The organism is Brumimicrobium mesophilum, assembly GCF_003025005.1.
GTDB classification, from domain to species: Bacteria; Bacteroidota; Bacteroidia; order Flavobacteriales_D; family Crocinitomicaceae; genus Brumimicrobium; species Brumimicrobium mesophilum.
The window spans coordinates 269,326-286,120 of sequence record NZ_PVSS01000003.1; the positions used below are offsets into that span (position 1 = coordinate 269,326).

At 34.8% G+C, this 16,795-nt stretch carries 12 protein-coding genes; 8 read left to right on the plus strand and 4 right to left on the minus strand.

Annotation, left to right across the window (positions count from 1 at the left end; genetic code table 11):
* Window positions 1-137: 137 nt before the first annotated feature.
* The 8 genes from C6368_RS04590 to mnmE all read left to right on the plus strand — a co-directional run bounded on the left by C6368_RS04590 (window position 138) and on the right by mnmE (window position 11,148).
* Complete coding sequence (locus tag C6368_RS04590) at window positions 138-1,148, plus strand: lamin tail domain-containing protein (RefSeq protein ID WP_107037997.1); 1,011 nt, start codon at window positions 138-140, stop codon at window positions 1,146-1,148.
* 58 nt (window positions 1,149-1,206) lie between these two features.
* Window positions 1,207-3,933 (plus strand): TonB-dependent receptor, encoded by a 2,727-nt coding sequence (locus tag C6368_RS04595; protein WP_107037998.1) that lies wholly within the window; start codon window positions 1,207-1,209, stop codon window positions 3,931-3,933.
* Between the two features lie 25 nt (window positions 3,934-3,958).
* Entirely contained in the window at window positions 3,959-6,247 is a 2,289-nt protein-coding gene (locus tag C6368_RS04600) for an endonuclease (RefSeq protein WP_107037999.1), read from the plus strand.
* Window positions 6,248-6,262: 15 nt separating this feature from the next.
* Entirely contained in the window at window positions 6,263-6,973 is a 711-nt protein-coding gene (locus C6368_RS04605; RefSeq protein ID WP_107038000.1) for a 5'-nucleotidase C-terminal domain-containing protein, read from the plus strand.
* Window position 6,974: 1 nt separating this feature from the next.
* The gene (locus C6368_RS04610) at window positions 6,975-7,883 is read left to right on the plus strand and encodes a bifunctional metallophosphatase/5'-nucleotidase (protein WP_107038001.1); all 909 of its coding nucleotides are present in this window, start codon (window positions 6,975-6,977) and stop codon (window positions 7,881-7,883) included.
* A 104-nt stretch (window positions 7,884-7,987) separates the two neighbouring features.
* Window positions 7,988-8,803, plus strand: coding sequence for a 3-methyl-2-oxobutanoate hydroxymethyltransferase (gene panB / locus C6368_RS04615; RefSeq protein ID WP_107038002.1), 816 nt, complete (start codon window positions 7,988-7,990; stop codon window positions 8,801-8,803).
* A gap of 2 nt (window positions 8,804-8,805) precedes the next feature.
* Entirely contained in the window at window positions 8,806-9,489 is a 684-nt protein-coding gene (locus C6368_RS04620) for an RluA family pseudouridine synthase (RefSeq protein WP_107038003.1), read from the plus strand.
* A 288-nt stretch (window positions 9,490-9,777) separates the two neighbouring features.
* Entirely contained in the window at window positions 9,778-11,148 is a 1,371-nt protein-coding gene (mnmE, locus tag C6368_RS04625) for a tRNA uridine-5-carboxymethylaminomethyl(34) synthesis GTPase MnmE (RefSeq protein WP_107038004.1), read from the plus strand.
* Window positions 11,149-11,417: 269 nt separating this feature from the next.
* Here mnmE and C6368_RS04630 read toward each other — a convergent pair whose 3' ends face one another.
* The 4 genes from C6368_RS04630 to C6368_RS04645 all read right to left on the minus strand — a co-directional run bounded on the left by C6368_RS04630 (window position 11,418) and on the right by C6368_RS04645 (window position 16,660).
* On the minus strand, window positions 11,418-12,431 hold the full coding sequence (locus C6368_RS04630) for an acyl-CoA dehydrogenase family protein (RefSeq protein WP_234369081.1): 1,014 nt from the start codon (window positions 12,429-12,431) through the stop codon (window positions 11,418-11,420).
* Window positions 12,400-13,002 carry a nicotinamide riboside transporter PnuC gene (pnuC, locus tag C6368_RS04635; RefSeq protein WP_107038005.1) on the minus strand — a complete coding sequence of 201 codons (603 nt, stop codon included), beginning with the start codon at window positions 13,000-13,002 and terminating at the stop codon, window positions 12,400-12,402. The genes C6368_RS04630 and pnuC overlap by 32 nt, the downstream gene beginning before the upstream one ends.
* A gap of 612 nt (window positions 13,003-13,614) precedes the next feature.
* Complete coding sequence (locus C6368_RS04640; protein ID WP_107038006.1) at window positions 13,615-14,478, minus strand: GNAT family N-acetyltransferase; 864 nt, start codon at window positions 14,476-14,478, stop codon at window positions 13,615-13,617.
* Between the two features lie 40 nt (window positions 14,479-14,518).
* The gene (locus tag C6368_RS04645) at window positions 14,519-16,660 is read right to left on the minus strand and encodes a T9SS type A sorting domain-containing protein (protein WP_159038434.1); all 2,142 of its coding nucleotides are present in this window, start codon (window positions 16,658-16,660) and stop codon (window positions 14,519-14,521) included.
* Window positions 16,661-16,795 lie beyond the last annotated feature (135 nt).

Here is a 16,795-nt window from a genome sequence, read left to right on the forward strand (position 1 = left end):
TTTCATGCTGAAACCAATAAATGATAAAACCAAAAGAAACGATAATTAAATAAGTTGTATTCAATATAGTTTACTCAAACTCACAACTGTTTTTGTTTTTTTCAATTTGTAACTTCTATCAATTAAATATAATAACTATGAAAAAAGTTTTACTTTCACTAGGACTTCTTTTAAGTGCTTCAGTTAGCGCTCAAGATTGTTCTGAATTATTTATCTCTGAGTATGTTGAAGGCTGGTCCAACAACAAAGCTATCGAGATTTACAACCCAACAAGTTCACCTATTAACTTAAGTGATTACATGATTGTTCGTTATTCAAACGGAGCTACATTTGTAGGTCCTGATGCTGGAGTTCAATTGTCAGGTACAATTGGAGCAAAAGAGGTTTACGTAGCAGTTTTGGACAAAAGAGACGAAAACGGTACTGGTCAAGAGGCTCCAGTTTGGGACTCATTACAAGAACGTGCTGATGGTTTTTATAGCCCAGATTACAACGTTTCAAGAGCAATGTATTTTAATGGAAATGATGCAGTTGTTTTAGCAAAAGGAACTATTGCTGATATTTCAAATGCTCAATTAATTGATGTTTTTGGTAAAATTGGTGAAGATCCAGATGTTGGAGACCCATACAATGGTTGGACGGATACAGCTCCATTTGTAGGTGTTGGAACAGTTCTTACAACTGATCACTCTTTAGTTCGTAAAGAAGGGATTAAAAAAGGTGTAACATCGGCAATTATTCCTGTATTTAACGCTTTAGTTGAATGGGATTCTTTACCGCCAGTTATTCCTATGTTGGATTCGAATGGTGATCCAATTCTAGATTCAAACGGAGATCCACGTATCGAAGGGAACTGGAAAACTTTAGGAAGTCACGATTGTGATTGTAACACATTGTCAGTAAACGATGAAGTTACATTGAATTTATCAATCTATCCTAATCCATCAACAAACGGTGAATTTAACTTCACAAGTGATAATAACATTGTTAGTGTTGAAGTATTTAGTGCTGTTGGACAGAAAGTATTTTCTAAAGAAAATAACGCGGGTATCAATACAATCTCTGTAGGAAATCAACCAGGTGTTTATTTGGTGAATTTGAAAACATCAAACGGAGTAGTAACTTCTCGTCGAGTAATTGTTAAATAAGAAATTAAAAAAAATGGGGAGTTAAAAGCTCCCCTTTTTCATATCAATTTTTACTGTTGTGTTAAATAAAATTATAATCCTCGCATTCCTTCTTCCATTTATAGCTTTTTCACAAAGCGGAACGTTTAAGGGAAAAGTAACTGACCATTCTACAAACGAACCAATTATTGGTGCATATGTCTATATTTCAGATGAATATAGGTCTAAAGCGCAGTTAGATGGGTCTTTTCTAATTCAAAACTTACCTTACGGAGACTACCAAGTAAAGATTTCAATGTTTTCTTATGATACTTTAATTACAACTATCTCCATTGACGAGCCAGTTGTAACTAAAGATTTTTCTATGGGAGATACCCAAGAAATGGAAGAAGTTGAAGTTATAGGTCAATTGGCTGTAGATAGAAAAACTCCTGTGGCAGTAAGTCGAATTTCTGCTAAGCAAATTACAGAAGAGTTGGGTTCACAGGAATTACCAATGTTATTGAATTCAACACCAGGTGTTCACGCTACACAACAAGGGGGTGGAGATGGTGATGCACGAATTAGTATTCGTGGATTTAACCAAAGAAACATTGGTGTTTTGATTGATGGAGTTCCTGTAAATGACATGGAGAACGGAGCTGTATATTGGAGTAACTGGTTTGGTTTAGATCAAATTACGAATCAAATTCAGGTACAACGTGGTTTAGGTGCTACAAAATTGGCTATGCCGTCCGTTGGTGGTACTATGAATATTATTACGCAACCTACAGGTGGAAAACGAGAAATTAAAGTTAATCAGGAGTATGGTTCTGGAAACTTTTTGAGAACATCGCTTTCTTATAAGTCAGGTAAATTAAAAAATGGATGGGGAGTTTTATTCTCAGGTTCATATAAGAAAGGTGACGGTTGGGTTGATGGGTTAACCACTGAAGGAGCTTTTTATTATTTGAAAATTCAAAAAAGAGTTGGTAAACACTTGATATCGTTAAGCGGTTTTGGTGCTCCTCAACAACATGGTCAAAGAAGTTACAATCAACCAATTTCTTATTGGGATGCTGATTATGCAAGAGATCAAGGAATTACTGTTCAAGAAGGTGCGCCTCTAACAGATTTAGGAATAAGACATAATCAGCACTTTGGATATGTTACTAATGAAAATGGCGACAGGGTTGTGAAATCTGAAAGAAGAAATTACTACCATAAACCTCAAATTACATTAAAGGATTTTTGGAAGGTGAACGATAAATTATCTATTTCTAATATGGCTTATGTATCTATCGGAAGAGGTGGAGGAGAGCGATTGAGAAACTCAAGTGGGATTGTTTATGATGAAAATGGTAACATTGATTGGGACAAGATTATTAAAAACAATCAAGAAATTACACTTTTTGGACAAACAGTACCTTCTGTTGATCCTAGTTATAGTCCAACATTATTAAAATCTTCGCAAGTCATGACTGCTTCAGTGAACAACCACACTTGGGTTGGTGGAGTTTCACAATTTGATTATGATTATAATGAATATTGGAAATTTTCTGGAGGATTAGATTATCGTTATTATAAAGGAGAACACTACACTGAATTGACAGATTTGTTAGGAGGAAATTATTGGATAAATTCTCAAGATAAAAATGCCCCAACAAACATGAAAAGAGAAGGTGATAAAGTTGGTTGGGAACCTTACCACAATCATAGAGATGCTTTAGTTCAATGGGCTGGTGCATTTGGACAAGCTGAATATTCTAAGGGGAGATGGTCAACGTTTGTGAATTTATCAACTGTAGTGAATGGATATAAAGGAATTGATTATAGTGAGAAAAGAGAGATTCATTTGGATGACACTACTTTATATATAGGAGGACAGGATGTTATAGAATACAATGGTGAATTATACCACCCAAATCATCCAGATTTACAATATAATCAGACAGATTGGAAATGGTTGGCTGGATTTACAGCGAAAGCAGGAGCTAATTATAACGTTACAGAAAATTCAAATGTTTTTGTAAATGCTGGATATTTATCTAGAACACCTCAATTTAGTAATGTTATCGATAACAACACAAATATGTTCTTTGAAGAAATTTTAAATGAAAATATTATAGCCTTTGAAGCTGGTTATGGTTATCGTTCTAAAAAGTTTACAGCAAACGTTAATGGATATTATACAATGTGGGAAAATAAACCTTTCCCTTATGGTGTAGCAGTACCAGATCCAAACGATCCAACTGAATTTATTAGGGCTAACGTAAATGGAATGGATGCATTACACATGGGGATTGAATTTGATGCGGTGTATAAAATTTTTAGAAATGTAGCATTAGAAGGAATGGTTTCACTTGGAGATTGGACTTGGCAATCATCAGAAAAAATTGATGTTGTTGGTCAAGTTTTTGAATTTGATGCAAAAGGGGTTCATGTTGGTGATGCTGCACAAAGTACTTATTCTGCTGCAATTCGTTTTGAGCCAATTAGAAGTTTGTATATTAAAGTAGGATATACTTATTTTGATCGTTATTTTAGTGATTTTGATCCATTCTCTTTAAGTGTTGCAAACGGTAATGGTGGAACTGAATCATGGCAAATACCATCTTATGGATTACTTTCATTCCATACCGGATATAGGTTTAAATTTAATAAATCGAGCTTAATATTGAGAGGGAATGTATTTAACGCTTTAAATTCATTGTATATTTCTGATGCAAGAAATAATCAAAATGGAAGTTATTTTGATGCTGCTTCATCTGGAGTTTTCTTTGGACAAGGAGTTCGTGTGAACTTCTCATTAGGATTTGAATTTTAATAAATTATAGAATAAAATTAAAAAAATGAAAAATAAATTTTTGCTTTTCGGAGCTTTATTATCAATGACAACCTTGGTTGCTCAGACAGATATAAATGATGCAAGAAATTTCCCTGTGGGTGCAACGGTTACCATAAAAGGTGTTTCTTCAGATGGTGGTGAATTAGGACCTATTCGTTATATTCAAGATGAAACGGGAGGACTTCCAATTTATGGTGGTTCACAAGTTGGGGGAGTAAATAGAGGAGATTCTGTTACTGTAACAGGAGTAATTAAAGATTTTAGTGGATTACTTGAAATTGACCCAATAACTTCTTTAACAAATCACGGTGCTCAAACGGAAATCGATCCTTGGAATATTAACATAGTTGATTTAGGAAATAACTATGAAGGTCGATTGGTAAGAATAGACAATGTGACTTTTACTGATGCTGGTTCAACGTTCGCAAATAGTACAAATTACAATTTTACCGATGGAACTAATACAGGAACAATTCGTATTAATTCAGGTACAGCTATGGCAGGTCAAACTATTCCTGGAGGCTCACAATCAGTTGTTGGTTTATTAAGTGAGTACAATGGACTTTTCCAATTGTTGCCACGTGATATCAACGACATTTTTGGATATACGGCACCAGACAAGAAAATTGAAGTTGTTGTAAATGGAATTCCAGTTCTTGAAGGTTCTACAATTCAAATTGGAGCCACAGCGAGCACACCAATTGAATTGAGAAATTTAGGGGTAAATGATTTAACTGTTTCAGCAATTGATTTTACAGGAAATGCTTCGGCAGATTTTTCAACAACTGTAATGACAGGTTCAATTGCAGGAGGAGCAAATACTATGGGAGCAATTGATTTCTCAACAACTTCAAATGGTTCAAGAATTTCAACTATTGAGATTTCTTCTAATGATCCTGATTTTCCAGTATTTACTTTAAATTTATACGGAATAGGAAACGATAATTTAGCAACAGAACCAGTAAATGGACCTTCAGCTTTAGCGTTTTCAAATGTTCAAGCATATACCATGAATGTTGAATATAACGCTTCATCAGATGCAGAAGGATACATTGTCGTGTGGAAAGAAGGTAGCGCTCCAACAGGAGCTCCAGTTGATGGAACTGCATACCAAAGAGGTGATGTAATTGGTGATGGAAAAGTTACCTATGTTGGAAATTCCTTAACATTTACTCCGCGTGGAATTCGCGCAGATTTGGATTATTATTATTCAGTTTATGCAATGAATGGTTTCGGAAACTTTGTAAACTATAACCAGGTAAGTAATGCGGTAGGTAACCAAACTTCAACTGGAAGTAACATTGGTTCTTATTACGGAGCTTTAAATAGCGGTTCAACAACATTAGTGGATGACTTAACAACATTGATTAATGCGCATGATTACAGTTCGTATTTCTTGTATAAAACACTTTTGATGGATGGTTTTGAAGCAAAGGATACTGTGAATGGTGATAGCTATGTAACTTGTGTATATTCTGGAGAACGCAAGGTGTATTCTGGTTCTTTCGATTGGACTGCTACAGGATACTCTAGAGAACATACTTATGCTCATTCCTGGATGCCAACATTTCCAGCAAATGGAACAAATGAGGAATTGGAATATGCAGATTACCACAATTTATATCCAACTAACTTAAATCAAGCGAATACACCAAGAAGTAATTTACCTTTCGGTGAAATCGTTGGAACACCAGTTTTCGAATATTTAGAAGGAGCAAGAGGTGAAAATGCGAATGGTGCTCTTGTTTATGAGCCAAGAGATATTCAAAAAGGAAATTTAGCCAGATCAATTTTCTATATGGCGACTGCATACAATGGTGCAAATGGAACTGGTGATAATTGGAGTATTCCTTCAAACCAAGATCAAAATATCTTGAAGAACTGGCACTTTGCAGATTTACCAGATAACTACGAGATTGCTCGCCACGAATTAATTTACAATATTCAGGACAATAGAAACCCATATATTGACAGCGTTGATTTCGCTTGTTATGTTGACTTCTACAGTATGTCATATGATGCAAGTGGTTGTGAATTAGCTTTGTCAACTGATTTTATCGACAACAACTTATCTATTTTCCCAAATCCAAGCAACGAAACTGTTTATGTTCAGCTGAATGGTGTAGAAATTACATCAGTGGATGTGATGGATATGACAGGAAGACAAGTTGGAACATTTACAACTTCAACACAATTTGTTGAGGTGGATGTAACAGAATTCAAAGCAGGTACATATTTATTGAATATTAATACTGAAAAAGGTAATTTAGTCAAAAGAATTATCGTTCAATAATAGATGAATTAAACCATGAAAATTGTTCAAATTTTATGGACACTATTAGTAGGAGCAGGTCTTTTGGCCTGCTCTTCTGCTTCTGTATTTGTCCAAACTGATAAAGTTGAAATCAATACTGCTACATTACCTGATGATAGTTTGCAAGCATTTATTGCACCATTCAAGAAGGAATTAGCGGCTAATATGGACAGGGTTATCGGTTATGCAACTGAAGATTTGTTAAGAGATCGACCTGAAAGTACTTTAGGAAATTTCGTAATTGATGAAACAGAAAATTACCTCGAAGAAAATAATTGGCTAGAAGGGAATCATTATATTTCAATTATGAATCACGGTGGATTAAGGTCACCGATATCAAAAGGAAATATAACTGTTGGGGATATTTATAAATTGATGCCATTCGACAATACGGTTGTTCTAGTTAAATTGCCAGGTAAGGAAATCGTCTCAATTTTTAATTATTTAAAGAAATCTGGGGGAGAGCCAACAGGAGGATTTCAAATTGATGGTGATATGGTAAGTTTGATGAATGATGAACCTTTTGGAGATACTTTATATGTAATAACTACTGATTATTTAGCGAATGGAGGAGACAACATGAGTTTCTTTAAGCAAAGTTATGAAAGCACCGATACAGGGATTTTTCTAAGAGAAGCATTGATTAAAAGAGTAGAGGCGATGGATACACTTCGTCCAGTTTTGGATAACCGCATAAAATGGTAATATGGAACGTCGAATATTTTTACAAAAAAGCATTGTTGTTGGAGCTGGATTAGCAATTAGCCCAAATTTATTGAGTTTTCCTAAAGATCCACAAGGATTAAATAAAATTACCATTCTACATACCAATGATACCCATTCAAATATTGAAACTTTTCCAACAACACACGCTAAATATCCAAATCAAGGAGGAGTAGCAAGAAGATATGCCAAACTAAAACAAATTAGAAGTAAAGAAAAGAATGTTCTATTATTGGATGCAGGCGATATTTTTCAAGGAACACCATATTTTAACAAGTTTCAAGGTGAATTAGAAATGAAACTCATGGCTCACATGGGCTATGATTGTGCTACAATGGGGAATCATGATTTTGACGCTGGATTAGACGGTTTTTTAAATGCTTATCAATATGGTGATTTTCCATTTGTTTGTTCAAATTATAATTTCGACAATACAATAATAAAGGACGTAACAAAAGAATATCAAATATTCAACAAAGGACCATTCAAAGTTGGAGTTTTTGGTCTAGGCGTTGGTTTACAAGGATTAGTTGCCAAAGCGAACTATCAAGATACAGAATGGCTAAAACCAATTCCAATAGCAAACAGGATTGCAAAACATCTTCGCTTCGAGGAAGAATGTGATTTAGTAATATGTTTGTCACATTTAGGATATGAACCAAAACAATTCGTGGATAATGATCAATTATTAGCTTCCGAAACTGAAAATATTGACTTGATTATTGGAGGACATACTCATACATTTTTACCAAAACCAGAGGTTCACTTAAATAAAATAGGAGAGAAGGTGTTGATTAATCAAGTTGGATGGGCAGGATTGGCTTTGGGGAGGATTGATTTTTATCTTGGAGAGAAGAAAAAAAATAAGAGACATGATTTGGTGATGGTGTAGGGATTGTGAAAGGGCGATTTGCAAATCGCCCGTACACAAATTTCTCAAAATTCAACCACCAATTTGATTTGTTCTATTACATTTGTGTCTAAACAATTTTGATTATGTCTGTACATAAAAACGTGAAGCGTGTGACTACACATACGTTGCAAGAAATGAAGGTGAACAACGAAAAGATTTCAATGTTGACTGGATATGATTTTTCGATGGCTAAAATCATTGATTCTGCTGGGGTAGATGTTATTTTGGTAGGTGACTCTGCTTCGAATGTTATGGCAGGTCATGAAACAACTTTACCGATTACTTTAGACCAAATGATTTATCATGCAGCTTCTGTTGTTCGTGCGGTTGAACGCGCTCTGGTTGTTGTGGATATGCCTTTCGGTTCTTATCAAGGAAATTCTAAAGAAGCACTCTCTTCTGCAATTAGAATAATGAAAGAATCTGGTGGTCACGCAGTGAAACTGGAGGGTGGAACAGAAGTGCTGGAATCTATTTCTCGTATCCTTACAGCTGGAATTCCAGTGATGGGACATTTGGGATTAACTCCACAATCAATATATAAATTTGGTACTTATGTTGTAAGAGCAAAACAAGAAGAAGAGGCAAAACGATTGATTGAAGATGCTAAAGCTTTGGAGAATGCTGGTTGTTTTTCTATTGTTTTAGAAAAAATTCCAGCCGATTTAGCTGAAAGAGTTGCTAAAGAAGTGAGTATTCCAATTATTGGAATTGGTGCTGGTGGTGGAGTTGATGGTCAAGTTTTGGTTGTCCACGATATGTTAGGAATCAATAATGACTTTAATCCAAGATTCTTACGAAAATACCATAACTTGTTTGAAGAAATGACAAACGCAGTACAGAGTTATATTAAAGACGTGAGAACTGGAGATTTCCCAAATAAAGAAGAACAATATTAAGAATGGAGGTTGATGTTATTTATGAAGACAACCATTTAATTGCTGTCAATAAGGCTTCCGGTGATATTACCCAAGGTGATAAAACAGGGGATACTCCTTTGCCTGATAAATTAAAATTGTGGATTGCTAAAAAATATGATAAACAGGGAAATGTTTTTTGTGGTGTTATTCATCGCTTAGATCGCCCAACTTCTGGATTGGTTGTTTTCTCTAAAACAAGTAAAGCACTTTCTAGAATGAACGAATTGTTCAAGAAACGAGACGTAGAGAAAGTGTATTGGGCTATTGTGGAAACGAAACCCAAAGAAGATTCTGGAAGTTTACTTGATTATCTGAAGAAAAACAAAGATCAAAATAAAAGTTACACAGTAAAAAAAGATACGCCAGAGTCGAAAGAGGCTGTTTTGGATTATAAATTGATTGCACAAAGTGATCGCTATTTTCTATTGGAAGTTCATCCGAAAACAGGAAGACATCATCAAATTAGAACACAATTGGCCAATATTGGTTGTATCATTAAAGGAGATGTAAAATATGGAGCTAAACGATCCAATAAAGACGGAAGTATTTCTTTACATGCCAGAAGGTTGAATTTTATCCACCCCGTAAAAAAAGAACCAGTTCATATTACAGCAGATGTTCCAAATGATCCACTTTGGAAGTGGTTTGAGAAGGAGCTGGGGTAAGTTTCCGTTGCTTTTGAGAGTTCGATCCCGTTACCTTCGACAGGCTCATTTATCTGCCTTCGACAGGCTCAGTCAACGGGATAATGCTTCGTTGACTGAGCTTGTCTAAGGTAACTATCTTTTCAAGGGAATAAAAAATCCGCCATAATCCGCTCTGCTTGCATCCGTGTTCCCGAAAGCTTTGGGGACCGCGTTCCATCCAACCAATACCACGTTCAATAATTAAATAGTGCAAAAGGCTTCAAACAATTTCCTATCTTTGCAGCCTAAACAAATAGAACATTTACCATGGCTTTATTAATCGAGAAAGATACAATTTGTGCATTATCAACTGCAAATGGAGTGGGAGCAATTGCTGTTATTCGTGTTTCGGGTGAGGATGCACTGACATTGACTTCTAAAATATTTTCAAAGGATTTAACGAAAGTTGATTCGCATTCTGTTCTTTTTGGTACGATTCGAGATCAAGAAAATAATGTCATCGATGAAGTTCTAGTTACTGTATTAAAAGAAGGTAAAAGTTTTACTGGTGAAAACACAACTGAAATCGCTTGTCACGGTTCAACATTTATTCAGCAGCAAATTCTAAACTTACTTTTCAAAGCAGGTTGTAGAATGGCAAAAGCAGGAGAGTTCACCATGAGGGCATATTTCAATGGTAGAATGGACCTTTCTCAAGCCGAAGCAATAGCAGATTTAATTTCATCCGATTCTAAAAAGAGTCACGAAATTGCAATGAATCAAATGCGTGGTGGTTATTCAGATAAAATAGCTCATTTACGCCAACGTTTGATGGATTTCGCATCATTAATCGAACTAGAACTCGATTTTTCGGAAGAAGATGTTGAGTTTGCCAGCCGAACTGAATTGAATGATTTAGTCATCGAATTGAAAGCAAAATTGACTTTATTAACGGACTCTTTTGCTTATGGAAATGCAATCAAACATGGTGTGAGTACTGTTATTGCAGGAAGACCAAACGCGGGGAAATCCACTTTGTTGAATGCCTTGTTGAATGAAGAACGCGCGATTGTTTCTTCGATAGCTGGAACAACGAGAGACACGATTGAAGAGCGACTAACAATTGATGGAATTTTATATAATTTCATAGACACTGCAGGAATTCGTGAAGCAACTGATGAAATTGAAAAGATCGGTGTTGAACGCGCCATTTCAGAGGTGGGTAAATCCAACATCCTACTTTATGTTTTCGACGCCAATGATTTATCAAAGGAAGAGGTTCAATTTGACTTAAATAAATTAGAACGCAATGGATTATCTATCGTTTTATTGGCCAACAAAACCGAAGAATTGAACAAAGATAAATTTGCCGAATACAGCGAGAAATATCCTGTAATTGCCATCTCAGCGAAAAAACACAATGGTTTAGATGACATCAAAGCTGAATTAGCAAAATCAGTTTCAGAATTGGCTACAGAAAGTGACACTATCGTAATCAACGCTCGTCACTACGAAGCTTTTTCAAATGCACTAGCAGATATGAAACAAGTAGAGCAAGCTTTAGAAATGCAAATTTCTGGGGATTTATTGGCAATGGATATCCGAAGCGCGATAAGACATTTGTCGAGTATTACTGGAGAGATTACATCTGATGATTTGTTGGGGAATATATTTGCTAATTTTTGTATTGGGAAGTAACCGATAAATCGACAGGCAGAGGATTCTAGGGAGTGAGAAGCAGTGTGAGCTTGAGGTTTAAAAAGTTGAAAACTTATTAAAAGGGTTAGGATTGCAAACTAATAACTCTTCTTGTTTCAAATAATACAAATGGAGGACTTCTTTACCGCCATAAAATCTCACCAATTTCTCCGTTGACTGATTTCAATTACGACTTTCAATATTTAGATTTTCGCCTTTTCAAAGTAATGCCAGAAATCTCTAGCATTACTAAATTGATAAATATAGGATTACCGCTTAACAAAAATATGGTGTTGCGTCGCTGTGAAATAATCTCTAAAAATCTGGTTGATAGGATAGGTGTAAGAAGCTGCTTTTATTCCCAAGAAAGGATAAATGCTTATTATGGCTAGAGAAATGGCGCGCACATTTGATTTAGCTTTCAAATGTATGTCTTGAATTTGGTCTTGAGAAAGTAAATCTCCATTGTTTAACAAGGTTTCAATACTTGTTGAAATTACAGCTATTTCTTGATTAACATTTGAAATGATTGCTTCAAGTTCTGCATATAAACTTTCTTCATTAAAGATTTTAACCTGCTCTAAAAAATGTTCAGCCATTCCAATATAGTTTACCCACAAGGTTAAATCAGCAAACGTTGAAAAGTCGATTTGATATAAGGGTTGAGGCAAGTATACTTCTTTATACAAGAAGCTATATTTTTTATCGCAAGTAACATTCTCCACATTAAAAGAGTTGGTAATCGACGCAACAAGTCCCATCGTGTTCCAATCTTCAATGATGGTCACTTTTTCTTTAGGAATAATGAAGGAGCGAATTTGAGGTGTTCCATCTTCATTTTTTAACGCGATTCCTTTTTCAGTTACCTGTGCATTAAGTGTGAAGTGAGTAAGGTATTTTGATCCTGTTGCATAACGCCATTTTCCATTTAGGATATACTCATTCCCATTCTTTTCTGCAGTTCCGAAATTTCCGCCACTGCCTCCTAAACAGATGTTTGGTGTATTAAAGAGTTCTTTCGCGACGTCTTTCTGTAAGTTTCCAATGAAAAAATTAGCACCACTACACAATGTAAGGGTCCATCCTAATGTGCCGTCAATTTTAGCAAAATCTTTTAGCTGTTTTAGTCCTTCGGTTAATGAGTACTCCAACCCGCCATATTCCTTCGGCACCCAAATGTTCCACCAGTTGTTTTCATGTGTCCAGTCCAATACTTCTTTTGGAAATTCTTGGACATTGAGACAAGCTTCTTTAATTTGTTGCATCGACAATTCTTTCTTCATTCTTAATAATTTTACGCCATTTTATATAACCCGAAATAGCTACAATAAATAGAAATGCTGTAAGTCCAGCGTAGATGTATAGTTCTTTATAAATAAGTAAAGGCAATGAAATGAAATTGCTGATGTTCAGGTAAACCCAGTTTTCAATTTTTCTTTTCGCCATTAACCACATTCCTGCAAAAGCGAAAGCACTTGTCGTAGCGTCCCAATATGGAACATCTGAGTTCGTAAAGTTCTTTAACCAAATAAGAATGAGAATGAAACTAATCATTACAATTGATATCGCCTTGATGTGTTCTTTTTTATTTGAATAAGCGATTGGTGCCTGTTTTTTATTCTTTCCGAATTTCCAGTAAAAATAACCATAGATACTCATTACTAAATAGTATAAGTCGAGTAAAATATCTCCGTAAAGTTTGGTCCTAAAACGAACCCAAATTCCAATAATGATGGAAACTAATCCAAAAAGATAATTATTGACATTGTTCTTTCGCGCTAGTAATACTTGCGTTATTCCAAAAGCAGTTCCTATAACTTGCCAAGACGTTAATGATGAATATATCCATTCCATGATTAATATTATTATAATTCATGAAATAGGACGACGAATCAAGCACATGTAATGAATAACTATTCATTTCCACTTGTAAAATACCTACGCCAGTATTACCTGGATCAGGCTCAGTTCATTGAAGCACTTGGGTATCATCTCAGCCTACAAATAAATTGTAAGCACCCCATTTCGAGGTCAAATATATAATTATTTAAGATATAGCTTATCGATTTGAAGATGAAAATTGGCTCTAATTATTCTTCGAATATGAACAAAATTTAAAATATTGTGTATTGTTTTAACCAATGGAATATTACTTGTTGTCTGCAGTTCATCTGAGTATTAAAGAAAAAGTAATGACATCAAAGAAATGTCATGAATTTAACGAAAATTTTAAGTCACTAATTCAGGTTCTAAAAGGGAAAAAGCAAGTAATGAAAACTCAAATTTAGTTGTAGAATCCCAGACACTTCGATTTTGAGTGATTTGAAAAACTAAGTTTTACATTTAAATCGTTGGCTGAAAGTCCTTTTTCTGAAGAGTTTAAAAACTGAGATTCTCGAAATTATCAAAGATTTTAATAATGAATTGATTGCCGCAAATACTGTAATTAACTCAGTTTTTCTAAAATCACCCCAACTCAAAAGTCGTAATTCCAAAAACCTTCCCAACATCCACTTTTGGAACTTCTCCATAATACATCCTCGCACATTCGAAGACGTACTTTCCGTTATATTTCTTAACCAATTTCACAGCTTCTTCGTTGATTACCGGAATATCTAGGTAAACAGATTGTCCTTCAACAGTGTTAAGACATGCTTTGAAGATTTCTTCCGCTATTTCTTTATTTTCAGCGAAAAGAGGACCTATTTTATATCCTGATTTAACTTTTCGAATTACTGCGTAACCTTTAATAAGGTCTTTTTCCACGTATTTAAAACCTTTACTGTTGGGGAGGGTGAGCCAGGTTTTTAAGAATTCGGTTCTTGGGAATCCAAATCTTTTTAAATCATAAGCCATGATAGTGTCTATATCTGCTGACTTTATACTTGAAAGCTTGTTGCTCACCGATGATTTTTGACCTTGAAACTCGTATCTTTCATCTCTGAAATCCTTTTTAAATCCACCTTTTTCATAAAAGGGTTGCATAGCGACAACTCCGTCCATTCCAATTGGAGCACCGGTGTTTAGCCTATTAATTAGTAAATCTCTTCTTAAGTACCACAATTTATTTCCTATACCTTTTCCTCTAAAATCTGGATGAACGATGAATAATCCCATGAAACCAAATTCTTGATTGTAGGAGATTACTGCTCCGCCTGCTATTAATTCATTTTCATTATAGATTCCATAAAAACCATCTGGATCTGCATCCCAAAATGCATCGATATCATTCTCTCCTGGATTCCAGCCTTCTTTTAATGCCCATTGCATTAAAGTTGATAAGCCTTGTTTGTTGAGTCGTTTGAGTTCAAAAGAATTAATGCTTTTCATACGCTTTAAGTTTTATTAGGCTTAAATTACGAATAAAGATCTACCTTTTTAATACCTTTTTTCTAATAACAGCATCATTCGTGTAAATATTCAAAAGATAGACACCAGAACTTAAAATGCTTAAATCAAGATAGTTGTTGTTGGTTAATTCTATTTCAAAGATTTGTCCACTCATTCCAATTAATTGAATAGATTCAATTTTTTCGTCAGTTTGAATCGTAATTCCAGCATTTGTAGGATTCGGGAAAACATTGACTTCGATTTCATTCTTTGAAAAGTTCTCCGTAGACAAAATTTCTTCTTCCACACAAATTTCAGTAATTCCAGATTCAAAAGGTTCATGCGTAATTGTTGAAATTGCTCCTGTGAAGGTAATTTCGTAATAGTCCCAATTGCTTTGCTGACCTGTTAATTGTAAATCGACAGTTACTCCGCTTGATACGAGAGGGAAAGTATCATCAAGGTAAAACATAGGTCCTCCATTCACACTGTAACCCATTTGGCCATATTGACCTAAGAACCCATATCCTTCGATTTCAATTTCTTGATTTGACCCATCGAAATTGAAGTCCATATTGATACCAGTATTGTAAATTCCGTCGAATAAATTAACCCCATAACTTTGGTTCGTGCAACCCACATATAAGAATTGGTTAGGATTGGAATTTAAGTAAAAAGTATCACAATGATCAGTTGGGAATGATGTGAAATCTATACAATCTTCTGTACTTGGCGTGATTTCTTCTGTACAAATTTCAGTAATTCCAGATTCAAAAGGTTCATGCGAAATTGTTGAAATTGCTCCTGTGAAAGTGATTTCGTAATAGTCCCAGTTATTTTGTTGACCTGATAATTGCAAATCGATGGTAACACCGTTAGAAATAAGAGGGAAAGTATCATCAAGGTAGAACATAGGTCCTCCATTCACACTGTAACCCATTTGGCCATATTGACCTAAGAACCCATATCCTTCGATTTCAATTTCTTGATTTGACCCATCGAAATTGAAGTCCATATTGATACCAGTATTGTAAATTCCGTCGAATAAATTAACCCCATAACTTTGGTTCGTGCAACCCACATATAAGAATTGGTTAGGATTGGAATTTAAGTAAAAAGTATCACAATGATCAGTTGGGAATGATGTGAAATCTATACAATCTTCTGTACTTGGCGTGATTTCTTCTGTACAAATTTCAGTAATTCCAGATTCAAAAGGTTCATGCGAAATTGTTGAAATTGCTCCTGTGAAAGTGATTTCGTAATAGTCCCAGTTATTTTGTTGACCAGATAATTGCAAATCGACAGTAACACCGTTAGAAACAAGAGGAAAAGTATCGTCAAGGTAGAAAAAAGGTCCACCATTTATGCTGTAACCCATTTGGCCATATTGACCTATAAAACCATAACCTTCGATTTCAATCTCTTGATTTGACCCATCGAAATTGAAGTCCATATTGATGCCAGTATTGTAAATTCCATCAAATAAATTAACCCCATAACTTTGGTTCGTGCAACCCACATATAAGAATTGGTTAGGATTTGAATTTAAGTAAAAAGTATCACAATGATCAGTTGGGAATGATGTGAAATCTATACAATCTTCTGTACTTGGCGTGATTTCTTCTGTACAAATTTCAGTAATTCCAGATTCAAAAGGTTCATGCGTGATTGTTGAAATTGCTCCTGTGAAAGTGATTTCGTAATAGTCCCAGTTATTTTGTTGACCTGATAATTGCAAATCGATGGTAACACCGTTAGAAACAAGAGGGAAAGTATCATCAAGGTAGAAAAAAGGTCCACCATTTATGCTGTAACCCATTTGACCATATTGACCTATAAAACCATAACCTTCGATTTCAATCTGTTGATTTGACCCATCGAAATTGAAGTCCATATTGATGCCAGTATTGTAAATTCCATCAAATAAATTAACCCCATAACTTTGGTTCGTGCAACCCACATATAAGAATTGGTTAGGATTTGAATTTAAGTAAAAAGTATCACAATGATCAACTGGAAATGATGTAAAATCTATACAATCTGTTGTTTGAGAATGCAGGTGAGTGGAAAAGACCAGGACGAATAGAAAAGCCATTATTTTCTGGAAATAGGCATTTAAATTTATTTCAAAAAGTGAATTCTTAGAAATTTCTGCTGATACATGTGGAAGATTTTTCATGAGTGTCATTTTAGTGTTTGTGTTATAAGTTAAACGAAACTCAAATTGAAAAGTGAGTGATTTTAATTGAAAAAAAATAAAATTTAGTCTATAAGTTATTCAAAAGTCCAAGGTTTTAATGGCTTTAGTAAATTC